This window comes from Bradyrhizobium sp. 142 (genome assembly GCF_023074015.1).
Classification (GTDB): domain Bacteria; phylum Pseudomonadota; class Alphaproteobacteria; order Rhizobiales; family Xanthobacteraceae; genus Bradyrhizobium.
On sequence record NZ_JADPKQ010000334.1, the window covers coordinates 67739 to 92245 of the forward strand.

General features: G+C 58.9%; 20 protein-coding genes and 1 pseudogene. 6 read left to right on the forward strand and 15 right to left on the reverse strand.

All coding sequences use genetic code 11. The features are described 5' to 3' along the window. The first annotated feature begins 15 nt into the window (after window positions 1-15). A complete protein-coding gene (locus IVA82_RS31670; RefSeq protein ID WP_247391804.1) occupies window positions 16-1239 on the forward strand; it encodes an AMP-binding protein in 1224 nt (407 codons plus the stop codon). A 598-nt stretch (window positions 1240-1837) separates the two neighbouring features. On the opposite strand, the gene IVA82_RS31675 is transcribed toward IVA82_RS31670, so the two are convergent. After that, window positions 1838-2374, reverse strand: a complete 537-nt coding sequence (locus tag IVA82_RS31675; RefSeq protein WP_247391805.1) for an HAD family hydrolase — start codon at window positions 2372-2374, stop codon at window positions 1838-1840. A 79-nt stretch (window positions 2375-2453) separates the two neighbouring features. Beyond that, complete coding sequence (locus IVA82_RS49145) at window positions 2454-2939, reverse strand: ERF family protein (RefSeq protein WP_346658826.1); 486 nt, start codon at window positions 2937-2939, stop codon at window positions 2454-2456. Between the two features lie 64 nt (window positions 2940-3003). Between IVA82_RS49145 and IVA82_RS31685 the strand changes: the two genes are divergently transcribed. The 3 genes and pseudogenes from IVA82_RS31685 to IVA82_RS31695 form a co-directional block, all read left to right on the forward strand. After that, a complete protein-coding gene (locus tag IVA82_RS31685) occupies window positions 3004-3141 on the forward strand; it encodes a hypothetical protein (protein WP_247391806.1) in 138 nt (45 codons plus the stop codon). A gap of 271 nt (window positions 3142-3412) precedes the next feature. Continuing rightward, entirely contained in the window at window positions 3413-3652 is a 240-nt protein-coding gene (locus IVA82_RS49150) for a hypothetical protein (RefSeq protein ID WP_346658827.1), read from the forward strand. Window positions 3653-4061: 409 nt separating this feature from the next. Next, window positions 4062-4220, forward strand: a pseudogene (locus IVA82_RS31695) (ATP-binding protein); the annotation flags it as partial. Window positions 4221-4394: 174 nt separating this feature from the next. Here IVA82_RS31695 and IVA82_RS31700 read toward each other — a convergent pair. From IVA82_RS31700 to IVA82_RS31735, 8 genes are all read right to left on the reverse strand, one after another. Next, window positions 4395-5117, reverse strand: a complete 723-nt coding sequence (locus IVA82_RS31700) for an SDR family NAD(P)-dependent oxidoreductase (RefSeq protein ID WP_247391808.1) — start codon at window positions 5115-5117, stop codon at window positions 4395-4397. Between the two features lie 8 nt (window positions 5118-5125). Continuing rightward, window positions 5126-6487: an FAD-binding oxidoreductase gene (locus IVA82_RS31705; protein ID WP_247391809.1), complete on the reverse strand. Its 1362-nt coding sequence runs from the start codon at window positions 6485-6487 to the stop codon at window positions 5126-5128. A gap of 5 nt (window positions 6488-6492) precedes the next feature. Continuing rightward, window positions 6493-7347: an NAD(P)-dependent oxidoreductase gene (locus IVA82_RS31710; RefSeq protein WP_247391812.1), complete on the reverse strand. Its 855-nt coding sequence runs from the start codon at window positions 7345-7347 to the stop codon at window positions 6493-6495. Then, window positions 7344-8570 carry a class I SAM-dependent methyltransferase gene (locus tag IVA82_RS31715; RefSeq protein ID WP_247391813.1) on the reverse strand — a complete coding sequence of 409 codons (1227 nt, stop codon included), beginning with the start codon at window positions 8568-8570 and terminating at the stop codon, window positions 7344-7346. Before IVA82_RS31715 ends, IVA82_RS31710 begins: the two co-directional genes overlap by 4 nt. Then, window positions 8567-9118, reverse strand: a complete 552-nt coding sequence (gene rfbC, locus IVA82_RS31720; protein WP_247391815.1) for a dTDP-4-dehydrorhamnose 3,5-epimerase — start codon at window positions 9116-9118, stop codon at window positions 8567-8569. The genes IVA82_RS31715 and rfbC overlap by 4 nt, the downstream gene beginning before the upstream one ends. Beyond that, window positions 9115-10200 carry a CDP-glucose 4,6-dehydratase gene (gene rfbG, locus IVA82_RS31725; RefSeq protein ID WP_247391817.1) on the reverse strand — a complete coding sequence of 362 codons (1086 nt, stop codon included), beginning with the start codon at window positions 10198-10200 and terminating at the stop codon, window positions 9115-9117. Before rfbG ends, rfbC begins: the two co-directional genes overlap by 4 nt. Beyond that, on the reverse strand, window positions 10200-10967 hold the full coding sequence (rfbF, locus tag IVA82_RS31730) for a glucose-1-phosphate cytidylyltransferase (RefSeq protein ID WP_247391819.1): 768 nt from the start codon (window positions 10965-10967) through the stop codon (window positions 10200-10202). The genes rfbG and rfbF overlap by 1 nt, the downstream gene beginning before the upstream one ends. Window positions 10968-11139: 172 nt before the next feature. Further along, entirely contained in the window at window positions 11140-12087 is a 948-nt protein-coding gene (locus IVA82_RS31735) for a glycosyltransferase family 2 protein (RefSeq protein ID WP_247391821.1), read from the reverse strand. Between the two features lie 141 nt (window positions 12088-12228). Here IVA82_RS31735 and IVA82_RS31740 point away from each other — a divergent pair, with 141 nt between their 5' ends. Continuing rightward, complete coding sequence (locus tag IVA82_RS31740) at window positions 12229-12435, forward strand: hypothetical protein (protein WP_247391823.1); 207 nt, start codon at window positions 12229-12231, stop codon at window positions 12433-12435. 124 nt (window positions 12436-12559) lie between these two features. Here IVA82_RS31740 and IVA82_RS31745 read toward each other — a convergent pair whose 3' ends face one another. After that, entirely contained in the window at window positions 12560-12829 is a 270-nt protein-coding gene (locus IVA82_RS31745) for a hypothetical protein (RefSeq protein ID WP_247391826.1), read from the reverse strand. A gap of 147 nt (window positions 12830-12976) precedes the next feature. On the opposite strand from IVA82_RS31745, the gene IVA82_RS31750 reads away from it, so the two are divergent. Further along, the gene (locus IVA82_RS31750) at window positions 12977-15346 is read left to right on the forward strand and encodes a hypothetical protein (protein WP_247391828.1); all 2370 of its coding nucleotides are present in this window, start codon (window positions 12977-12979) and stop codon (window positions 15344-15346) included. A 121-nt stretch (window positions 15347-15467) separates the two neighbouring features. Here IVA82_RS31750 and IVA82_RS31755 read toward each other — a convergent pair whose 3' ends face one another. From IVA82_RS31755 to IVA82_RS31770, 4 genes are all read right to left on the reverse strand, one after another. Beyond that, on the reverse strand, window positions 15468-16598 hold the full coding sequence (locus IVA82_RS31755; RefSeq protein WP_247391830.1) for a hypothetical protein: 1131 nt from the start codon (window positions 16596-16598) through the stop codon (window positions 15468-15470). An 80-nt stretch (window positions 16599-16678) separates the two neighbouring features. Then, complete coding sequence (locus IVA82_RS31760; RefSeq protein ID WP_247391832.1) at window positions 16679-22153, reverse strand: glycosyltransferase; 5475 nt, start codon at window positions 22151-22153, stop codon at window positions 16679-16681. Further along, window positions 22146-23510, reverse strand: coding sequence for an ABC transporter ATP-binding protein (locus IVA82_RS31765; protein WP_247391833.1), 1365 nt, complete (start codon window positions 23508-23510; stop codon window positions 22146-22148). The genes IVA82_RS31760 and IVA82_RS31765 overlap by 8 nt, the downstream gene beginning before the upstream one ends. Continuing rightward, window positions 23500-24318, reverse strand: coding sequence for an ABC transporter permease (locus tag IVA82_RS31770; protein WP_247391835.1), 819 nt, complete (start codon window positions 24316-24318; stop codon window positions 23500-23502). The genes IVA82_RS31765 and IVA82_RS31770 overlap by 11 nt, the downstream gene beginning before the upstream one ends. Between the last annotated feature and the right edge of the window lie 189 nt (window positions 24319-24507).

Here is a 24507-nt window from a genome sequence, read left to right on the forward strand (position 1 = left end):
CCGGAAAGTTCAGCCATGACCGCCCATTACGACGACCTGGAGACGCGCGAACAGGCGGCACGCGAGGCCGAGCTGTTCTCCCGCCTGCCGAGCGTGCTACGCAGCGCGATGACCGCACCCGCCTATGCCGAGCGCCTGAGGGGCTTCGACCCGTCTGCCGTGACCTCCAGAGCGGCGCTGGCGAGCCTGCCGGTGCTGCGCAAGTCGGAACTGCCGGCCCTGCACAAGGCCTCCATGCCCTTCGGCGGCTTTGTAGCGGCTGCGCCGGGATCGTTCGCCCGCCTCTTCACCTCCCCCGGTCCGATCTTCGAACCCGAGGGGCGGCAGGCCGACCCCTGGCGCGGCGCACGGGCCCTGTTCGCAGCCGGGTTCCGGCAAGGCGACGTGGTGCTCAATACCTTCAGCTACCACCTCACCCCAGGCGGCTTCATCTTCGATTCCTCGGCGCGCGCGCTCGGCTGTGCAGTGATCCCGGCCGGCCCCGGCAACACCGAGCAGCAACTCGAGCTGATCGAGGCCTACCGGCCTGTCGGCTACAGCGGAACGCCGGACTTTCTGAAAATATTGCTCGATGCCGCAGGAAGCGCGGGCCGCGACGTCTCCTCGATCAAACGCGCGCTGGTTTCGGGCGCCGCCTTCCCGCCCTCGCTCCAAGCCGAGATCGAGGCGCGCGGCATCGACGCCTACCAAGCCTTCGGCACCGCCGATCTCGGCCTCATCGCCTTCGAGACCGGGGCGCGCGACGGCATGGTCGTGAACGAGGACCTGATCATGGAGATAGTCAAGCCCGGTACCGGCGATCCGGTTGCACCGGGCGACGTCGGCGAGATCGTGGTGACCTCGCTCGACCCGCGCCATCCCTGGATCCGCCTCGCACTTGGCGACCTCACGGCCGCGCTGCCGGCTCCGAGCCCGTGCGGGCGCACCAACATGCGCATCAAGGGCTGGATGGGCCGCGCCGACCAGACCACCAAGGTCAAGGGAATGTTCGTCCGCCCCGAGCAGGTCGCCGAAATCGGCAAGCGCCATCCGGCGCTCGGGCGCCTGCGCCTCGTCGTCACGCGCCAGGGCGAGACCGATGCGATGACGCTGAAGGCGGAGACGGCGGCGGCAGACGATGCGCTGCGTGAGGAGATCGCGGCCAGCTTGCGGACGGTGACGAAACTCGGCGGCGCCGTCGAGCTGGTCGGCCCTGGCGCGCTGCCCAACGACGGCAAGGTGATCGCGGACGAGCGGTAGACTCAAAATCCAATTCCCTGCGAACAGGGAATTCTGCAGGGAAAACGCGCGCGCGGCAGCGCCGTCATCTGGTCCCTACCTTGCGCAATGCCTTGGAATCGCAACGCAATCCAAACGGTTGCGTCGCTCCGGTCAAACCGGAACAGGGAATTTTTTGCGGGCCAGCAGGGAATCTGGTTGCCCTGAGCACGGAACACTATGAGCGCAGCACGAGCGCTGTGCCAAAGGCCCAGCTGTGCGGATCTTCCCTGGCCGACACCATTCGGAGCTGCGAAAGTCCAGTGCTAACCAAGGCCAACACCTTGGTATCCGGAAATCTACGGCGCTGCAGCCGACTGCTGCCCTTGCATCACCGTGATTTCCCGGTGTTGCGTGCGCTCCACCGATCCGCGGCCTGGCAACAGGTCTGCGGATCACCGCCAAACTGCCACCGGAGGTTTAAGGGACTGCGCTGGTTGTTCCGGCATGGCGTAGTAAGCGTTGCTCCGCTTCGGCCGGCGGGATGTTGCCGATGGGCTCGAGGGGCCGCCGATGGACAACCCTCGGCCACGAGCAACATTCTTCTGCAGGCGCAGTGGCAGTCCTGCGAGTCCAGCCGTTATTCAATCGTCTTCGATGCGAACGGACGATGAGATCGATGTACCAAGAGCGGCAGAATGAATGCTTGGAGGTTCGTCCCATCAAAGAGATACGCCGCGAGACCAGCCGCTTTCGCAGCATCGAGATCGCTCTGTTTGTCGCCGATCAAGAAACTGTCGCTGATATTTACCGGGTACCGCTCAAGCAAAGCATTGATCATTCCAGGTTGAGGCTTGCGGCAGCTGCAGAGGACTCGGTATCGCGCAATCTGAGCATCGGGGTGGTGTGGGCAAAATTCGAAAGCATCGATATGCGCGCCAACGATAGCGAGCTCATGCGACATCCATTCATGCAGATTTCGAACATGCCGCTCCTCGTAGAGACCCCTAGCGATTCCTGATTGGTTCGTCACAACAAACGCGAAATACCCAGCATCGTTGACGGCTTTGACAGCCTGCTCGGCTCCTTCCACCCACCGGATCTTAGCCGGGTCAAAAGCATAGCCGTCATCCTCATTGAGGACTCCATCACGATCAAAGAAAACTGCCGGACGCATAAAGTCTGCCTAACCCAAGTTGCACTGAACGCGCTGACATCCTCCGACAATCACCGCTCATTTTCAACATCTCGCGCATTCAGACAGGACTCGTGCTCCCAGCGCTCGTCTTGCGTCCTCTCTGCTGCCACTTGTCCGATTGGCTTCCTTTTGTCATTTTGATGCCGCCCAAGTCCCTCCGTCCCTGCTTCGAGGCGACGAGAACAAGCGCTAGTAACGCTCCAATCGCAACGGAATGCCAGTCCTTGCGGGTTTTTGGGCCGTCCGTGGCCCAGGCAAGAAAGTCCTCGTCTGTTTTGAGCGAGACAATCTCGGTCAACATTTGGTCCCGAAGCTTGGCTGATTCCTCTCGGCTGAGCACTGGAGGACGTCGCAGAACGCTTTTGTCGGGTTTTCCTTTCCATCCGTTACTGGGTCGCGGCTCGGCGGGTGGCGGACCCGCAACTGTATCTGGCGCATCCAGATCGTCCTCGCCGGCAATACCCACAAGCGCAAACAGGGCGTAGCGACGGGCATACGTCAACGCCGCTCCCATTCGGTGCGGCGCCTCGACGTCTTTGCTCATACAAACAGCCGCCGATGAAGTGGCGGCGGTCATGAGGATTGACCGTCACAATACGAGTTGGCGCATGGACGCCATTTTCTTGGACGAACGCCACCGGTATCTTCTGTTTGCCGCGTTGCAAATGCAGCTCGACTGGCCGCGAGCTCCGAACCTGCGGGATGAGACACCGGCGCTATCCGTGCGCCCGTTCGAATTATTCTAGAGGCCGACGCCCGGACAATTGAGGACGCCTACCAGCAGAAACTCGGAGAGGCCGCGCTTCCGGCAGCCGCTATTGAATACAGCTCGCAAGCGGAAGCACCCGTCCATGGCCATGGCGCGCCAGAGGACGGAGCGGCGGCTCTTGCCTTTCCCAAGGAGCCGGTCCGCAAGCGAAGCAAACCACATCTCTCGTTCGTGCGAGGACAGCCCTGCTCATCTGCAAACAAACTCCATCAGACCCGCACCACCTGAAGGTCGCCCAACCGAGAGGGTTGGGGCGCAAGGTCAGCGACGAGTTCACGGTGCCGCTCTGCCGTACTCACGACCAAGACCTGCATCGGCATGGCAACGAAAAAGCCTGGTGGACCAACATGCAGATCGCCCCCTCACCGATTGCCAAGGAGCTTTGGCAGGCAAGCCCAATCCATACCAAAGAAAGTGCTGCAGCGGCTCGCATACCCACCTTGGGCTCCGAAGGTTTCGCGGCTGATGCGCCAAGCGGTTTTCGCTGAACGGGCGCCGCGGTTTGGCATCGAATGGCGACCTTTCACCGCCGAAACGCTCACATTTGGCGAGTTGACCAGAGGCAGCATGCGAAATCGAGGTGCGCCTCGCTGCCACGGCTTTGACCATCACGCCCCAATGTGGAGGTCTAGTTGCAAGCTCGTGATATCGTACTGCTCTTCGAGAGCGGGCTTAACACGGCCGGATCTCGCAGAGCGTCTCTGCTCCGCGAAATCAACTGCCAGCGAGCGGTGTCTTCCTGAACACCGCGTGGCGATTGATCGCGGCATGCGGAAAGAAGAAGTAGGTGAACACCATGGAGGGCGCGCAGAGCACAAAATCGTCGAGCTCCCTGTGAAGATCAAAGCTGCTTTGGTGGGGCGATCGTTCTGTGCAGCGGGTGGCTTTCAAGTTGGCTCGGTCTTCAGCGATCCCGTAGTCGCCACCGCGATCCTTGATCGTCTGCTGCACCACAGCCACGTGATCACAATACGCGGCGACAGCCACCTCTCGAAGGAAAAGCGTCGCAGCGGGCTCCTGCAGAAGCCCGCCGCACTATCGGAGAAGCAGCTGTGAAGCAAGCCGCTCGCTCGCTACGGCGCTATGGAGGGCGCGCTTCGCGAGCGGCCTGCTTTAATCTAGTTCACAAACAACAAGGGGTCACTTCCTCATATCGCCACGGCGTTAAGTCCGGACGTCGCTTGACACTTCTCTCGCAACCATACGAACAGATCGGTTCAACGCGTTACGTTAGAAATTCAGTTTTTTGAAAATTAGCCAGGGTAGCCGGGAAATCGCGAGGGCGACTCCCGCCCAAAACCTCGGAAAAAAAACCGCTCCGATGTCGTTATCAGCGTTCGCCATTACATAATCTGCAACTCGCGCAGGCGATACGATGGGGAAGAGCAGACGCTTGCCAAACGACTGCTGGGTTTCGACGTAGCCAAGTCGAAAGAACTGAACCAGCACGCCGCCGCCGACGGTGAGATGGCGCAGACTTTCAAAGTAGCTCTCCAATCCCCGTTTTGCAGCGGAATATACCACGTTGGCTCTCCTGCCGCGAACGGCGGCGATCGAACCGAAACCTACAATGCGCGCTCGCTTTTGTTGCAGAAGCTGCGGCAGTAAGTGCGCCGTGACTGCCATCACGACGGTGAGGTTGGAATTCACTATCCGAAGCGTGTCCTGCGCGTTCAACAGCCCAAGGTCATCCGGCTGCGATGCCCCAATCGGAAAATAAAGCCCATCGATCTCGCCGAACTGCGAAGCGGCCGCTGCGATCTGTTCCACACAGACCGAGGGGACACTGGCATCGGTGGCGACCCTTCGCACCTCGACGCCGTGGACCAATCGAAGATGGGCGGCGAGCGCATCAAGGTCCTGTGCATCGCGTGCCACCAGAAGCAGCGCCGTACCACGCGCCGCAAGTGCTTCGCATAGCGCGCGTCCCACGCCCGCCGATGCTCCAATCACCAGCGCTCTCAAAGGCCGAGCCTTTCGGATAGATCGGAACGAAACAGGCGTTTCGGATCGAAGGCGTGGAGCGCGTCCCGGAAACGATCCGCTCCGTCATAGCAGAAGTCGACTACAGCGCGGGGCAAGCGCGAATCCTTAATGATGTTGGGCAGGCCGCCAAGCGCCATCACCCGTTCGTCGAGAAAAGCCATGAACCGATCAGCGGCTGCACCAGCCGGCACATCGAGGGCGAGACAAATGCCTGCCCCCGTGAATCGCAGCAACTCCCGCCTCCCGGCAAATGCCTTTGCGGATGACAGTGTGATCGGCAGAGGCTGGGCACGGACATAGGCGCGGACCGATTCGACATAGTCCTCAATCGCCTCGTCAGGCAGGATCGCCTGATACTCGCGAAAACCTGCGGCGCCGAACAGCTGAAAGTACAACTGCGTCTTGTGAGCCGGAAACAGCGCATCCTGCAAGGAGACGACCTGTCCCCGCAGTGTCCTTTTTTGTCGGCGCCGAAACTCCAGATTGAGGGCACGCGATGAGATCGCATTCATCAGGGGAACCGGCCAGCGGCCGCGGCTCTCGGATGATAGCACTGGCGGTTCCGCATCCGATGCCGTCGATGCGCCTTCGTCGACGAACCTGCCCTGAAATAGATAGCCGCTTCCGAACCCGGGCCTTGATGATGCCATGTCGTGCCACGTATAGGCGAAATCGGTGCCGCGGGTGGCGAGCCGCAGGCGCTCGAATCCTTCTGCGGCATCGGCGAACGGCACGCCGCGCATCTGGACCCAGGCCATAGGCGCTGGTGAGGCGCGCAGCCGTGCGCGGATGATGTGTCCGGTCAGACCGTAACCGCCACAGGTCAATCGAAACAGGTCCGGATTTTTCTGTGGCGACAGCTCTAATATCCCGTGAGACGGATGCAATAAATCTATCGACTCGACCTGGTTGATAAACGTGCCATCGTGACTTTGGTTCTTGCCATGTACATCGGCGGCAATACATCCTCCTACCGAAATTCGGCCATGCCCCGGCTGGATGGGCAGATAAAGCCCGCGCGAAGACAGGAAGCGGTGCAGCGCGAACAGCGAGATGCCCGTCTCGACCTCAACGACATGGCATGCGGAATCGAAATCCGTGACGCGATCGAACGATCGGTGCGAGACCGACAAACCATCCTGCAGGAAGCTTGCTGCCGCGTAAGAAAGTCCGGAGCCTCGCGAAATGCGCGGTGTTTCTGTCAAGTCGGTTCGCCAATAGCGATACCGATCGGGCTGCTGCAGTTGCCCTCGGGCACGGATGCGGCCGTCGAAACTGACGAAATCTGAGCCCGCCTCCGGAGCGGCGGATGGCATGGACGAGACCTGACCGCCCACGATAGTCACTGCGACGACAGCTTCAGCGCGTTGAGCTTGGAGGGCACGCCCCAGAAGGCCATCGGCTCGTAGTCGGGATACGGGAAGTGACCGCGGCGGAGTTCAATCCCACTTGATCGTGAGCGTCGGCGTTGCGACACAAGATCCAATACTGATATCGGCGCGCCGCTGCAGCAGTTGATGACCCCATTGCAGGCTAGTGGATTCTCAAGAGCCAATGCGAAATTCGCGGCAACATCGTTGATCGGCAAATAGTCGCGCAGCTGATCGCCCGCCGACATGTTGAAAAATGGAGCGTCTTCGTCAATTGCGCGATCGAGTTGCGCGAGCAGACTACTTGGGTTTTGCCCCTCGCCATACATATAGAACAGCCGCATCCACTGCAGAGTGAACGGCTTTTGCTGCTGCAAGATCTCCAAGGATTTCCGCAAGGCGTCCTTGGCAAGACCATAGGCCGTGATCGGCGCCGTAGCGCCCTGTTCGGTCAGCGGCCCATACTCCATGCCATATTCAAGGCAGGTCCCCGCCACCATGATTTGCGAGACACCCGAATCCACGGCTGCTTCCAGAAACGACAGGTCAGCAGGAAGATTGCGGCCGAGGTGAAAGAAGTCGCGATAGTTCGGCAGATCGGGCCAGGCCAGATGGATCAGCGCATCCGGCTGAGATCCACCCGAAAGCGCCGGCCGGAAGTCCTGGTGAAGGTCGCAGGAGATAAATTCGAGCTGCGTGAACCACGGCAGCGATCGGGCCTTCTCGCCGTTGCGGGCGATAGCGACAACAGAATGACCTCGGCCAAGCAGCGTGCTAACAAGGTGCCGCCCGACAAACCCCGTCGCGCCTGTCACCAGGATCTTCACGGAATAACCTTGAGTTCCGGAACGGCTATGACGAACTTGCTGCCTGATGCCAGAAGCTGCTGCTGCTGCTGCACCACCTCGTCGGCGATGTTCCAGGGGAAGATGACCACCCAATCGGGCTTGACCTTCGCAAGCTGGGACGGCGGCAGGATCGCGAGGTGATTGCCCGGCATGTAGCTGCCCTGCTTGGAGGCCGCGGCATCGCACACGAAACTCACGAGATCATGTTTGACCCCCGCATAGTTCATCAGCGTATTGCCCTTCGCCGCGGCACCATACGCAGCCACCGATTTGCCTGCGCGCTTTTGGGTAATCAGGAATTCAAGGAAGTCATCCTTGACCTTGTCCGCCTTGCGCTGAAATCCTTTGTAGATGGCCAGGTCACGCAAGCCATAGGCGTTCTCTTTTTCCAGCATATCCATCACAACAGGCTGGTTTTTTCGCGGATCGCTTTCGTGGCATCCGTAGATGCGCAGGCTTCCGCCGTGCGTCGGCAGTTCTTCCAGATCGAAAATGCGCAGTCCTGACCTTGCAAATATGTGCACGACGGCGGTCAGCGAGAGATAAGAAAAATGCTCATGATAGACCGTATCGAATTGATTGAGCCTGATCAGGTTCATCAGATGCGGGAACTCGAGGTTGATGGTGCCCCCCTGCTTCAGCGCGATCCGAAGGCCGTCCGTGAAGTCATTGATGTCAGGCACGTGCGCGTAGACGTTATTACCGCAGATCAGGTCGGCGCGCTTGCCCCCTTCCGCCAGCTCCGTCGCGGTCGCCTCTCCGAAGAACTTGCGCAGCACCGGCACGCCGATTTTTTCTGCAGCGTCGGCGGTACTGCTGGTCGGCTCAACCCCTAGACATGGGATGTCCGCCGCAACGAAGTTCTTCAGCAGGTACCCGTCATTGGAAGCGACCTCGATCACGAAACTGTCGCGGTTCAGTTTCAGGATTTCAGTGATCTTCTCCACATAACGCGCCGCATGCTGCAGCCAACTGCGGGAGGTTGAGGAAAAATACGCATAATCGCGCGAAAACAATTCGTCGGCCGCCGCATAGTCCTCGGTCTGGACCAACCAACATTTGTCGCAAACATAGAGCCGCAGCGGAAACGTCGTCTCCGGCGCGCGCAGCTGGCTGGCCGAGAGATAGGCGTTCGATGGTGGCGCGTGACCGAGATCGAGAAAGACGTGTTCGAGCTCATGATGGCAATGACGGCATTTCATACGACGATACCTTCGAAATTCCTGTCGAGAAGCGGATGATGGAGGTCCCTGTCGGACAGGTCGGTCGGCGCCAGTGGCCAATCCACGCCAATGATCGGATCGTCAAAGCGGACGGCACCTTCTGCTTCGGACGCGTAGAACGCGGTATGCAGATAGAGAAGCTCGGAATCCGGCTCCAGCACCTGGAAGCCATGCGCGCATCCTTCCGGGATGACGAGAGCGCGGCGATTGTCTGGCGTGAGTTCCAGCGACGTCCATTTCCGGAACGTCGCCGATCCCTTGCGCAAATCGACGGCCACGTCGAACACGCGACCGCTCAGACACCGGACGATCTTCATTTCCGCATGTGGCGCGTTTTGATAGTGCAGTCCCCGGAGCGCGCCGACGCGACGAGTGATCGAATGATTGATCTGAACGATCGATCGTGATCCGATAATGTCCTGTTGCTCACGCGAGCAGAAGAGCCGGGAAAATGCCCCACGCGAGTCTTGGTGGGCCACGCTCTCCGCAACCCAGACCCCCTCGATGCCGGTCTGCTCGAGCTTCATGAAGCCGAACCCTCGGCCCACGCCAACTCCCGGGCACTGGCGCGCGCGACATAGCGATCGAGCTGCGCACGGCTGATGACGTCGCTTCGTTCGAGCCAGGCCCGATACCACTCGGCGGTGGCTGTTACACCTTCGTCGAAAGTCCATACCGGCTGCCAGTGCATGCGCTGACGGGCCTTGTCGCTATCGACCTGAAGCAGATGCGCTTCGTGGGTCTGGATCTGACCGGCGTCGTACCATTCCGCAGCCGGCCATTGCCGCTTGATCGCGTCTAGGACCTGCCGAACCTGGCGGTTGCCTTCCCGATCGGGCCCGAAATTCCAGGCCTCGGCAAAGGTGGAATCGCGTTCGATCAATTTCTGTCCGAGCATGAGATAACCCGAGAGGCATTCGAGAACATGCTGCCAAGGTCGCGTCGCCGTCGGCGATCTGATCTCCACCGGCCTGCCGTGCCGGATCGAGCGCACCAGATCCGGAATCAGACGATCTTCGGACCAGTCGCCGCCGCCGATCACATTACCGGCGCGCGCCGTGGCCAGCAGTGGCGCGTCCGGCGAGTTGAAGAATGATTTCCGGTAGCTGGCTGCAACCAGTTCGCACCCGGCCTTGGACGCACTGTAGGGATCATGCCCTCCTAGACGATCGGTCTCGCGATAGCCCCAGACCCACTCGTTGTTTTCGTAGCACTTGTCGGTGGTCACGACGACAATCGCAGCAAGGCGCTCCGCCTCGCGGCATGCGTCGAGCACATTGGCCGTGCCCATCACGTTGGCGGCCCAGGTCTCCAGCGGACTGCGGTAGGAGCGCCGCACCAATGGTTGGGCAGCCATATGGAACACGATATCTGGATCGGTCTGGCGGATCTGGTCGCGCAGCTGTTTTTCATCGCGAATATCGATGAAGTGCGAATCGATATCGAGCTTCAGCAGGCCGAAATGGTGGGGATCGGTCTCCGGCGGAAGTGCTATTCCCGTCACCTTCGCGCCCAGCTCCTTGAGCCATAGTGCCAGCCAGCTTCCCTTAAAGCCGGTGTGTCCGGTCACTAGCACATGGCGGCCCTTGTAGATATCGCCGAACATCATCACCAACTCTTCCAGGGGGCCTTCCCTGACGACCACAATTCCTCGAGATGATTTTTGTCACGAAGCGTGTCCATCGCCTGCCAGAACCCCTCGTGGCGATAGGCGGATAACTGGCCCTCGGCGGCAAGTCGTTGCAATGGCTGCTGCTCCCATACCGTTTCGTCGCCGTCGAGATAGGACAGCACGCCGGGCTCGAGCACGAAAAACCCGCCATTGATCCAGGCGCCGTCGCCCGCCGGCTTTTCCTGGAAATGGTGGACCGCTTCGTTCTCAATGTGCAGCGCACCGTAGCGACCGGGGGGCTGGATCGCGGTCACGGTCGCCAGCCGTCCAGCGTCGCGATGCTGGGCGATGAGAGCCGAAATATCAAGGTCCGCGACACCATCGCCATAGGTGAAGCAGAACGATTCATTGCCGATATACGGCTCGACCCGTTTCAGCCGACCGCCGGTCATGGTAAGTTCGCCGGTATCAACCAGCGTCACGCGCCAGGGCTCGGCGAACTTCTCATGGATCTGCATGCTATTCTCACGCATGCTAAACGTGACATTAGACATGTGCAGGAAGTAATTGGAGAAGTACTCTTTGATGACGTAGCCTTTGTAGCCAAGACAAACCACGAAATCATTGATCCCGTGATGCGAGTACATTTTCATGATGTGCCAAAGAATCGGCTTCCCGCCGATTTCAATCATCGGCTTCGGCTTGAGGTGGGATTCTTCGCTGATACGGGTGCCCAAACCACCGGCGAGAATGATCGCTTTCATCTTGTCTCTCACTCAATTCGAGAACGGAATTGCCGTTTCGGCTCGGCAGCTCGAGAGCGACGCGCGCCCGGATGCATGGACCAGAAAAGCCCCCGCTTTTATCAGGAAAATGCTCAGAACCCCATACCGACAGGCTTGGCGAAAATCAAGGAAATCTGGGCGCCGGTTTCGCTCACGACGCCACGGTGGAACGCTGGGCGTGCGTGTAGCGGCGGTTCACCACATAGTTTGGTCGCCCAAGGCCATTCTTGTAGGAGCGGGCCACGTAGAGCGCTGTGAACGCCGCCGTAAATCCGAAATACGTGCAGCCGCACAGAAGGTTCAGCAGCAACAGCCACGGGCTTTCGGCCAATATGTACGCAGCTCCCAATACAGCCGTGAGCAGCAGCCACAAAGGCAGCACGTAGATTGGCAGGCGTAGGGGCAGTGTGGTCGACGACAGGATGCCAGCGATGGCGAAGATCGTCATTCCAACGAGATTGTAGTTTGTCTTCCCCGCGACGCGGCGTTGCCGCTTGTAAGGCAGACCGATCCGCTTGAAGCCGACCCGCGAGATCGACGCACGGACGAACGGGAACGAGTTGTGGTCGTTTACAATGGCATCGCGCACTTCGGAAGTAAGCAGCGAGAACTCGGCCATGTACAGGATGATGTCCTCGTCCGCCAGCGATCGGACGACATGGTAGAACAACTTGCGCAGCGTCTTGACTGGCCGCGCTTCCTCGCGATCCACGCGCGCACCATAAACGATGTCGAAGCCCTTCTCGTAATAGCCGACGAAATCCAGCAGCATCTCCGGCGGGTCTTCGCAATCGACGTCGATAAAGGCGATGACGTCGCCCTGCGCGTTGCGCAGTCCACATTCCAACGAGCGCTGGTAGCCGACATTGGCGCTTAGCGTGATCACATAGACGAAATCATATTGCGCGCGCAGCTTACCGATTTCGGCATAGGTCCCATCTGTGGAGGCGTTATTGAGGAACAGCAGCTCGACGCGGTAACGCGCGGAAAGCAGCTCGATCACCGGCAGCGCCCGCTCGAAGAACAGCGGAACGACCTTTTCCTCGTTATAAACAGGACAGACAATGGTGATGCGCGAAAACTGTCGATGGTCGTTCAAGGCTGCGCTGCGCCTCAGTCTCGCAATCAGCGGGCCAGCAGCACCGTTACCGCTACCCAGGCTGGACTTCTACGTGATCTGCCGAAAAGTGTAAAGTGGCTGCCTTGGTTCCGACGCCACCGATTGGCCAGCAGCGGCTCTATGGTCTGGCCTCTGGATTTGCGCCGGGTGAGAAATCGATTCTCCATGCCTAGCGATGCAGCCGACCTGCCCGCCTTCACGCCGGCCACGTTCGGTCAGGACACCATCAATACATATGGCCCGCTTTCCTTTCCTTTGGTCATTGAGGATGTCGGAATCAACCTCCCACTCGGATATCCGTTCTGGACCTTTGCCATGCCGTTTTAGCTGCCCCGACGTCCTATTTCATCATCAGCCGGACGAAAGGTCCGTTTCTCGCCAGCAGTTTCTTCTTTGGCGCGCTCGTAGTCGGCTTTATTAACACCGACCACTCTTTTCAACTATCAGTGGGCTATACCGCGGCCTTTGCCTTCGGTCCGGTGACCCCGGCGGTGTTCGCCAGCGCTTTCACCATCGCGTCCGGAATCTTGCCGGTCCAATCGGCGAGGATCTGTGCCCGCGACTTTTGGCCGAAATCATACCCAGTGCCGCCGGTCACGCCGGACTGTTCGCCGGGCCACTCAATGGCGATAGCGCCTACCGCCTGGCTGGTGACCTCCTCCGCGACAATCAGATCAAACGACGCGCGCGAAATTCCACGCAGGTCGAGCATTTTTCCCATGAAAAGTCCCCGAAAGGGGTTGGCTTTACTCGGGCTGGCTGTGACGGTAGCTTGCGCCCCATTCAGAAAGAACGGTCCACAACCTTTCACACCTCAGCCGCATCAGACTTCCATGCGAGCCAATCCAGCCAAAGCATAGAGTTCCTCTTGATCAGCAGCCTTAAGCTCTACCGGCCCCCTGTTCTCTTTTGGATCGGGACACTGATCATATTTTTGCAGGCCTACAGGGTGCCGTTCGTACCGATGGGCGCAGGACTGGACGCCTCATTCCCTCACATCTTAAATCTCGGCGCTTCCACCGGGGCAAAATTTGGAACCGACATCGTCTACACCTATGGCCCGTTAGGCTTTCTCCTTGCGATAGAAGACGTCGGAATCAATTTCACGACAGGATTCGTGTTCTGGACCATAGTGTACGCGGCTTTCGCTGCCGCCATGTCCTACTTCGTGATTAGCCGTACAGGAGGATGGCGCGCAATTTTAGGACTTGCCGTCGGCGCAGCCGTCTCCGGCTTTATTGATGTCGACAGACTGCCGTCGTGCTTTGTCACATTGTTGCTATTTCTGGGGTACGAAGAAACTCGGTTTAGATACCCGATCATCGCATGCTGCGGATTTTTGGCTGCCCTCGGGCTCTTGATGAAAGTGACGATCGGTATTGGCTGCCTCGGCGCCATACTCGCAAGCACCCTGGTTCCTTTCACCTCAGTCCGCGAAATCTTTCAACGCGCCATGGTCGCAGCGATATCGAGCGTGGCGACTTTCTGTATCGCCTGGATTGTGCTCAGCGGCTCCCTCAGTGGAATGGCCTCTTACTTCTACAACTCACTACAACTTTCCGCCGGATATACAGCCTCGATGAGCGTCTCTCGAGCAAACGAGAGCTTGAGCCTGAGCCTTTTCTTATCTGCGATGGCGCTACTCGCAGTCTTTGCGGGTTTGCTGCCGCGCTGGCGCAACCTGCATGCGCTAGCGATCGTAATTCCATCGGTCGCCATCAGCTGGAAACACGGCGTTGTTCGATACGATATGCACGTTTTCGCGCTCGTTTTTATTCTGGCATTCTCGACCTTTTGCGTCTTGATCTTGCATCTGAGCAAACGATCGTCTTCGCCGGATAAGGCAAACAACAAATGGTTCACTCTTGCCTTCTACCGTCCAGCGATCGGCATCCTCGGTGCGACGGCAATCACATCTCTGACCGCAACAGCGCTTGTAAGTGCTGACATACAATTCACCCCCAAAGTTGCAGCCGGACTGGAGCCGCTCGCGCACCTCCGTCATTATTCGCAGTATCGATTGCACCTCAGGCGGGTCTCTGATTCACAATTAGCCAAGTCTCGGATGGATCCAGATACGCTGAGCCGGATCGGCAAAAAGACGGTCGACGTCTACTCTTATGAACTTGGTTTCGTCGCGGCCAATCCGCAATTGAACTGGCACCTGAAACCGATCTTTCAGCATTTCAATGCGTTCACGGAACATCTTGACAGGCTCAATGCCGATTTCCTCAGAAGTCCGAACGCGCCCGCCTTTCTGATCATGCATCATCCAAACGACTCGATCGCCGGAGTCGATGGTCGTCACCAACTTTTCGATGATCCGATCGCCTTCCTTGAGGTCATGCGACACTACCGAACCATCTTTGTGGAGAACGACCCTTCGAAACCTCAGATTGGCTTGTTGGAGCGCTCCTCGGACGTGGAGCGCCGGTTTAGCGAGCCGACGACTTTCAGGTCGGAACTAGCGCGCTGGAACAACGCAATACCCTTGCCGCCGGCGTCGCCCTCGACAATTCTGCGGATCAAGGTTGACCTCACAAAATCCCTGTCAGCGAAGCTCGAGGAAGCTCTGTTCCGCCTGGAACCCATACACCTGGTCTACATCCTTTCCGACGGTACCGAGCAAAAGTATCGGCTGATGCCACCGCACCTAACGAGCGGGGTTTGGGTAGCTCCTTTTTTTGAAAATTATTCATCCCTCTACAAGTTTCTCGGTGGCGTCGAGTGGGCAGGCCCGAAAGTTGTTGGCATCCGCTTCGAGAGCAAGAGCCCAACCGACTACAGCGAGCCCTTCTCCGTATCTTGGGAGAAGATAGATTGCGAGGAGGCTACGCCATGCCAGCCGACATATTCGCGATTTGTTTCGACTTTCACTAACGGGCAGAAGGGTGTCCCATCCCTCATTCGGCCAACGATCGTCACGGAATTTCCCGTTCCGGTTCACACAATCCGAGCAATTGAAGTTCGGCTATCCACTTATGGACAAGTCAACAAGGGACTGTTGACCCTTGCGGTCGTTGACGGTAATGGGAACGATTTGGGCCAATCACAGCTGGACGCCACGCTCGTGCGTGACAACGGCTACGCAATGTTCGTTTTCGACCCGATCATTCAACTCAATGGCGGCAAGGTCGTGCTGAGATTGTCCTATGAGGCCGTCGGCCAAGGAATGATAGCCGCCTGGAGAACTTCTGAGAGCGCCACCGACCTTGATTTGCGAGCTTACGAACAGTGATCCTTACCTCTCCGTCCCAATGGACGTTTGGCGTGCTGGAGCCAAAGTTTGAAGCATTCAGTGTGCCTATCTGAAGCTCGTAATCACACGCTCGAGGGTGACATTGACGTTGGACGGCGGCCTAAAGAGGCCCTGCGCGATCGCAAGACTCGTCGTTCTTCCGTTCATCAGGTCCTTGTGATCTCGATTCTTTATATAGCACGCTTTCAATCACAGCTGCCTTGGGTCCGTGCCACGTCCAATGCTCGTACAGTTTCTTCAACTCCGGCGACATCGCCTCGAAAGCGCGTGTTTGGTTATCTGATACGAGGATGTTCTCTTGCGCGCCAGATCGGAAAGTCTTGCTGCTCGACCATTCGGAGGAATGGTATGCCTTACCATCATCACCAACGACAACAGCGTACAGACCCTGCCGCACAACCCTGTTCGTCACGCTCGCATGACCGCTTTCGAACTCAAAGCAGTCTTCTTTCGTAGCAAGCCTCGGCGGGAGCGCATCCAGAAACACCGGCCGCCGCATCATGAAGCCGTTGCTGCGAATGTGATGGTTGGGAAATGGAGGCAATTTAGCATAGATAGCGCCTTGCTTCGCCCATACGGTCTCGAAGAGATCTTCCATCTCTTGGCGGCTCGGCGGTTTCAATGCACCCCATTTTAGCGCCAGGGCCCGTCGGGCAAACCGCCGCGCGCGCCTGTAGAGCGACGGCGGCCGCCGCGCCAACCAGTTCGGAGCGTGCTTTACGATCTCGTGGCCCCACTGTTCGGCTATCAGCGGATCATAGGGGATGCCCTGGACACAAAGCCATACGGCCTTTGACATGCTCTTCATGCTGTCGCGGACGCTTTCCAGCGATGCGGTTGCGCCGGCGATGCCGATATTGGCCCGTGATGCGTGATCGTAGAGCTTGCGCAGCCAGTCGTCGGATTCGATCTCGGAAAAAGTGTTCAAGAAGCAAACGTGGTTGTGCGACAGTGTTTCGCCGGCCAGCTTGTAAGCTGTAATATCGAAGCCCTTATCGGTCATCGCGATCGATCGATGCTCAACCTGATCGCAAATCGCTTTCTGCGGAGAACCGGCGGGATCGTTATTGGGAAAGCCCTTCCAAACGATCACCAGGTCATGGGTGATGCCTACCCGGCGGCGCTTATAGGAATCAATGAACTTGTGAACTGGCGCGACGCCTTCCGCGAACCTCGCAAGGTAAACGACGGCGATTTGTGGCTGGACCGCGGCGGCAACACCCGACGACATGAGCAGTCTCCACTTTCACCCGCAATTCAGTGCCGCAACCTCACCGCGTACCTGCAACTCAAACATGCCCGGGTTACCCGTTAGTCGCTGTGACCGAGAGCTGTTCCATATCTGACCAGCGCCTGGCTTTCGCGCCGTACATCAGGCAGTGGTCGAGCGCTGGCTGGGTCGCTTTGAACTGCGAGGCTGCTCCGCGCCCGCACAAGCGGTGAGAACGCGGTGCTCCAACCGTCCTTTGCGAGAAGAAGGCATATGTCGCGGACGGAGCTCGGCGAATGCTCGTTTATTTCCAGCGGCCAGAGATCCGCCCGCTTCAACGCCGCGACCCTGAAGAACGCGAGCGAATTGCCAGTCGTCGTTACGGTCTGCGGCTTCAGTGCTAGGGCATAGGGGCCAGGCCACGCCGCGCTCCGGCCCAGCCACGGCGATTCCAACAAGCCGGACCGATTGACCATGCAGCAACCGTCCGTCACGAAATCGTCTGGACCGACAACGACGCCTCCGATAGCGCCGACCACAGGATGCAACTCAAGCAGACGGGCCACCTCGCCGGCGACGTCTTGGGACTGAATTATCACGCCGCTGGCGGCGAACACCAGAATCGCATCGGAATCGACGGACTCGACCCGCGCCGCGTCGCCCGCCCAGATCAGCTGAGGTAGGTGATGGATCTTCCGCGCAATATATAGCTCGCGCGCGCCGCGATATTCCGGCCATTTTGCAACGCAGAACCCGTCGGGTGCGGCCAACCGGGCGATTTGACGCTCGAGGACATGCCTCACTGCCCCTATCGCGCGCTCGTCTCCTTCGGGCTTGTGGGTAGTGGAAGCGGCATGTTGCCGCCAGTGATAGAGCACTTCGGGAACGTGCTCGATCCGGCCGCCCGCGTTGGCGATCCGCATCACGCTGTCCCAATCGTGACACCATGTAGCGCCGGGGTCAGTATAGAGGCCGAGCGACAGGGCGCGCTGCCGGTTGATAGCACACAGGTGCCAAATATACGAACTGTCGAGATTGAGCACGGGATCGAACGCAGCACGGAGATAGGGCGACACCGGCTTGCCTTCGACAAGCGCGTCTTCGTCGGAATAGATCATGTCCGGCTGGTCCAATCGCGCGATGGAACTCGCCAAGATCTGAACGGCATCCACGGTGAGCAGGTCATCCGCATCCACCGGCACGATGTAGTCGCCCTGAGCCTTATCTAGTCCGCGACGCATGGCACCCATGATGCCGAGCGACGCCGGCTCAACGATCACCGTTGCGCGCCAATGATCGGCGCCCTCGCGTACGATGTGGGCAAGCGCGTCGGGCGCAATCGGTCCGTGCGCGACAATGACCCACTCCACTGGCTTTAAAGTTTGCGCCACAACCGACGCCGCCAACGCGTCGAGTAGGTCGATCTTCGTGCCTTCATAGACCGTCGTAATGAGCGAAACCGAGACCGCCTCAGCTGGGAGCCGATAGCGCGAACGCCGCCCGGCAATATGCATTTCAAGCCAGTCGGAGTAGCTGAGAAGCCCGGCGTGCAGGTGCGCCAGATGCTGGCGATTGGCCTCGGGTTGGACTTCCCGGTAGGCGAGTTCTGCAGCCAGGCCCAGCCTCGGCGAATACACTCGCTGGTCTGGGATCAGTGACCAGAAGCGTGATAACCAACGCCTCGTCCCGCTCCCGGAAACAGCCGCCGCGTCGGCTCTCTCCACACGCGCGCGCATGAACGGCGAATAGACCACCCTCTTACCTGCCTCCGCCGCCATTGCCCCGAGCCAGGGGCCGAGCATTTCAATCGCGACGGCTTCGCGCTGCAGTTCACCCAGACACTGCTTCAGAAAGGATGTCCTGACTACGCAATGCGCCGTCGAGACCGCCGAAACCGTATGCGCCTTCCACATCCGCGCGCCGTAGCCAGGATCGGTCAGCGCGCGCCCCTGATCCGGACAACCACAGCCATCGCCGTAGCCAAACACGCGCGGACCATCCACGATTGCGGAGCCGTCATCCAGCCTGCCGCCAACCATCACTGCATCGGCGAACAATTCAAGCAGCGCCATGGCATCCCAGCGCCACTCGTCATCGAGCGGCAAAACACCGTGCCATTGCAGATGGACGAGATCGGTGCCGATTCTGTCGACTGCATTGGCGAGATCGGCAACGTTTCCACGCTCCAGCACGAAGGCAGTAACGTCCGGCAACGCGTCAGCCGTACCATTCGCCGCGCCAATCAGGATCGTCTGAATCGATTGCGCATGCGATCGCTCTCGCCGGAACCACCAGTCCACATTGTACTGGAATAGCGGGCTGTTCACGAGCTCGATATTCGTTGCGCCGGAGCGATCAAGAAATCTCTGCAGCGTCCGCCGGTGGGACTCGGTGATGTAGGACTTCGATTCGATGTTTCCGGACGTCGATGCGGCATGCATGCGCCAACTGTAAAGCACTTCCGGAACATGCGTCGGCTTTTTGCCGGCGAGCATGAAACGGATAAAGCTGTCCCAATCGTGGCAGCCTTCGGCAGAGCTGTCGCTGTATAAGCCAAGCTGGATTGCCAGTTCGCGATCGATGGCGCAAAGATGCGCAATGTAACACGAGTGCACGAATAGCACGGGATCCCAGTCCGGCTTAAAGTACGGCGTATGAAACCGTCCCGCGTCCAGCTTGTCTTCGTCGGTAAAGAGCAGCGCTGGATAATTTCTATCCTCGATGAAGCGAGTGAGAACGTGGACGCAATCGGGCTCGATCAGATCGTCGGAATCCAGCGGCAGAATATAACGCCCGGACGCCCGTTCGAGGCAGTACCGCATTCCGCCGATGATACCGAGATTGCTCTCGACGCGCTCGAGCCGCACGCCCGGATGGCGTGCGAGCCTCACAAGGGTGCGGCGGGTGCCCTCCTCTGTGGAGCCGTTGTCGAGGATCAGCCATTCGAAATGCATTCCCCCGTCCTGAAGAAAAACACTGTTGCCAAGCTCTTCGATGAACCGAGGATCGGTGTTGTAGACAGTGGTTACAAAGGAAAGCAGGCCGGGCGTTTGATGGTACATTCCATCCCGGCGACGACGGGCGAGACTCGTCTTGCGGTAGGCCTCGTAGTCGCTCTTCGCCACCGACGGCAGGCCCGGCGCCACCGATTGCGCGGTTCCCAGCGCAGGCTCGCGCATCCCTTCCAGGCGCGCAAGCAATTCCGTGACGATTCCGTTGAGGCTCTGATCCCAGTCCGTCGGCAATGCGATCGCGCCGGAGGAATCGTAACTCGGCAGCCCGCAATTGATCCGCCCTGCTGCGTTCTCGATAGCCTGCCCGACGCTTTCGGCATTCGGCTCCGCAACGATAATGTTCGGCGAGAACGCCCGCATGCGATCCGCCGTCTTTACCGAGAAACTGTTGGTGACGACCAGCTTGCCGGACGCAGCCATTTCCAACGGCGGATAGCTCGGATGCGGCGACAGCATCAATGACAGCATGACATCGGCGGTGCGCACGCGTCCGGCATAGTCGTCGAAGCTCATCCACGGCAGCGGATTGAGCATAACGCCTTCGCCGAGCGCAATTGGCGGAATCTTTTCGCCCATCGCCCAGACCTCCCAATTGTCCTTATCGATGGCGCCGGAGGCAACAGCGCGACGCAGCGCGACAAGGCCAATTTCGAACAGGTTGCGGCGGGCGACGCTGGGGCGAGCGTAGAACAGCAGCACCTTCTTTTTGGATTGAGTGGCGACGGGAAAATAATGGGTGCGATCCAGGGCGGGACTGAACCATAGCGCATCGGCCGCAAATGCCGGGTCTGCAAAGCGCCCAGCACCTTCCCGGACCAAATGGTCGAGCAGAAGTTGGGTATTGATCACCGGAATATGCGGCAATCCATAGGTTTCGAGCGCACGGGCCTGGAAGGTGGAGCCCTCGTGAAGAATCGGTTCGAAATCCTGAATCAGGTAAATGAAAGCCTTATTGGCAGTATTGGCAACGGCGTATTTCGCAATCTGGGCGGTCCACCAGGCGGTCGCGAAAAATACATCGCGGATGCCGATCGGGATCGGCCTGGTGCGGTCGAATCCATCGACGATCTCAATGCGGTCCCTGGCGACCGGCCGATTCAATAGCCGCTCCATGTAAGGGAATAAGGCGGCGTCTTCGCCCTCCAGCGGCACATCGCAGGCGATCAGTCGGAAGCGCTCGCCGCGCTCCGCCAGCATGGACGCGAGCAGCAGCGCGGTGTTGGGGCCGCCCGACATGTGCTTCAGGCGGAGGCTCGGCAACAGCACGTTGACGGAGGGGCGAACGGCGAGGTCGTCGGCCACCTCGAAATTTAGCGGAAGGCTTAGGTGGTAGCCTGGCACCTGCGAATGGACCTCGGCGTCCGAGACGTGCACAGGTTCGGACGCGACGATCTCCAGCCTGGCTGAACTGATCAGCCCACGATCACGGATATATTGCCCGATAGCGCGGCCGAACTGGGTGTGCCTCATGTGCTGTTGATAAAAAGCAAAACCGTGTCGCAAGACGAGCTTACGAAGGCGCAGGCGGCCGGTCCGGGGCGAGTTGGGCGCCAGACTTCGCATGCGAGTTGCCAAAAGCCGCGCGATCGCCGTTATTCGCCAACTGGTCGATCTGCGAATTTCATCGAGCTCGCGACTTAGCTGCCCGAGCTCGCTATTTAGCTGTTCGCTTCTCTGCTTCAGATCCAAAATGATCTCGGCTGACGCAGCAAGGTCTCGCTCTAAGTCAGGGAACGTCTCGTCGGGCGGCGCAGATCGATTGGTCCAGATGTTCTTGCTTTCGTCGAAGATCGGATCCAGTTGGTACGGAGTGCCGCTCCATTCCTTGTTGGCCGGAACCACCAACTCCAAGGTGCCGCAAACAACGCGCTGACCGAGGCCGTTCTTTGCGGCGGGCGATTTTCTCACCACGCACATCGAATTGATGAATTCGACCGAATGAACCAACGCCAGACTTTCTTCGGGCAGCTCGCAACCGTATTTACCGAAGATGCCGCGCAGAATTTCGCCGCGAGCCTTGGGCATCCCCCAATGCTCATGGTTGACGACATCCGCAAGGCGCTTGAAAAACGTGATAGAGGAATACGGATAGTAGAGTCCACCCTCGAACTTGTCCCAGTAGCTGCAATGCAGATCCTCGGCAATGAAGATTCCACCCTCCGCAAGATGCGGAAAATACAGCGCGAAAGTCTTGACAATGTCGCCGGACAGATGGGACCCGTCATCGATCACGATGTCGAACTGTCCGGACCGCTGCAGTATCAGCCCCTGGGTCTGCGGATCATTTGCATTGCCGACAATGACGCCGATGCGCGGATCATCATACGTCAGGCGCTCGCAATCCGGATTGATGTCACAGCCGACGATCGCCTGCGCCTTCGGAAAGAATTGCGACCAGATGTCGAGCGAACCGCCGTTCTGGACACCGATCTCGAGCAGCCGGACCGGACGATCCCTCATCGACGAGAACAAACGATCATATTCATCGAGATAGAGCGACCACTTGTCGGATGTCTTTCCTGAGTGGCTGGCGTAGAGTTCGTGAAGCGTTCGTTTAGTCATTCGTAACCTGCAACTCTACCCGCTCGAATGGAATGCCAACGAGCCCGTAACGAATCTTGCTTGAAGCGACGTTGACGATCAGCGCGTCATGCATCCAATGATGCTGAATGTTGTCGTAGCGATCGCCGTTTGCGACCGACGCCATGACCGCATATTGCCCGTTCGGAAGCATCGGCAGACGGAACTCGAACACGCCTTCGAATGTCATGCCCGGCTCGATGCGAACCGGCATGCGATCGGTGAACGGAAGCGTATTCTCTCCGAACAGATCCTGCCCCAACCGATCGCGAATCAGAAATCCCAGGATCGGCTTGCCGAGTGGACCATGTGCCTTGGCGCGGACGGTCATGCGAACGCGCTCGCCACCTTCGTAAATCCCCTCCGGACCGGCTGACAATTTCGTCAAGGAAACGGATTGGATTTCGGCATGGCCTGTCTTCCAGCCGGTGGCGACAGCGGTATTGTCGCGTACGCTGGCCACGGCGCCGTAATCCACAGCCGGCGCCGCGTGCGAATCCATTGGCGATGTTTCAGGCGCCGGCCCGGCGGCCTGGTCCGACGCGACCGAGATCAACTTGGCTTCTTCGCCGTAGACTTCCTGAAGCGTGAATTGGAGGTAGCTTTCAGAAACCTCTCTCGACGTGCCGGTCATCCGGATCTGGCCGTGGGACAGCCAGATCGCGGATTCGCACAGGTTCTGCACGGCAGCGGTATCGTGGCTGACAAACAGCAAGGTGCCGTGCTTTTGAAACTCTCGGATGAAGCGCATGCATTTTTGGGTGAACACCGCATCCCCGACCGCGAGCGCTTCGTCGACCACCAGAACATCGGCGTCGACATGCGCAATCACCGCAAATGCCAGCCGGACATACATGCCGCTCGAATAGGTCTTCACCGGCTGTTCGATGAACTCGCCAATATCGGCGAACGCAGCGATAAGCTCGAAACGGCTGCCGATCTGCGCATGGGTCAGCCCGTAGAGGGTGGCCGCCATGTAGACATTCTCGCGGCCAGTGAATTCCGGATTGAAGCCAGCCCCGAGTTCCAGCAGCGCTGCCACGCGACCATTAACCTTGATCGCGCCACCGCTCGGATTGAGGGTTCCGCAGATCATCTGCAATAGGGTCGATTTTCCACTCCCGTTGCGCCCGATAATGCCAACGGTTTCGCCCTTCTTTACCTCAAAGGAAACGTCTCTGAGCGCCCAGAACTCCCGAAAATACTGCTGCGGCGTCTTGCCGATCAGCGCTCCGAGTCGCGGAAACAAGGACTGCTTTAAACGATCGTGCGGCTTGTTGTAGATCTGGTAGCACTTGCTGAGGCTCTGTACCTTAATTGCAGTTTCCCTAGAGGACATCGGCGAACCCCCGGCGGGTCTTCTGAAACCAGACAAAACCACACCACGCGACCAAGGCGCCGCCTAAAAGATAGATCAGGTACATCGACGGGTCCGGCACCTTCCCCCAGAACAACACATCCCGCGCCTGCTCGATCGCGGGCGTGATCGGATTGAGGAACAGCAGGCTGCGATATTTCTCCGGAAATGCATTCACCGGATAGAAGATCGGCGATAGGAACATCAGGATCGTGGTGATCATGCCCATGAACTGCGCGACGTCGCGCAAATAGACGCCGAGTGAGGCCAGGAACCAGCTCACCCCCAGAATGAAAAGCAGCAGCGGCAGCAAAACCAGGGGGATCAGCACGACGGTGAGGTGCGGCATTCCAAACAAGAACAGATACGCAATAAACCACACGCACATGCTCACCGCGCCATGAAAGATCGCCGAACCCAGCGCAACGGAAGGAAGTATCTCTAGCGGAAAAACCACCTTCTTGACGTAGTTCACGTTGCTCAGGATCAGGCTGGGCGCGCGGTTCAAGCATTCCGAGAAAAGCGTGAATACGATCAGGCCGGGAAACAGCACCATCGCAAACTCAGTCTTCGAGTCACTCCCGACATTCCAGCGCATCTTGAAAACCACGCTGAAGACTAGTGTGTAGATGATTAGCATCAGAATCGGATTGAAGAATGACCAGAACAGTCCGAGCACAGATCCGCGATAGCGTCCGACCACTTCCCGGTGCACCAGAGCGCGTATCAGGCCGCGGTTGCACCACAAGTCCACCAGCATTTTCAGCGGAGAAATCGAAAACTCCTGCATCAACCAAGAACCGCTGCAGCTTCAGCTCGCAGAGCCCCTGCTTCTTCGGTAAGCAAATCTGACCAGCAGCTAGAGAGCCGCGATGCCCTTTCAGGCCACCCGTTTCCTGAGATGCCACCCACGCACGCCGATCCTACCGCAGTCACATGCTGGACGGAAAAACCGGGGGGATCCGACAGCAATCGGACA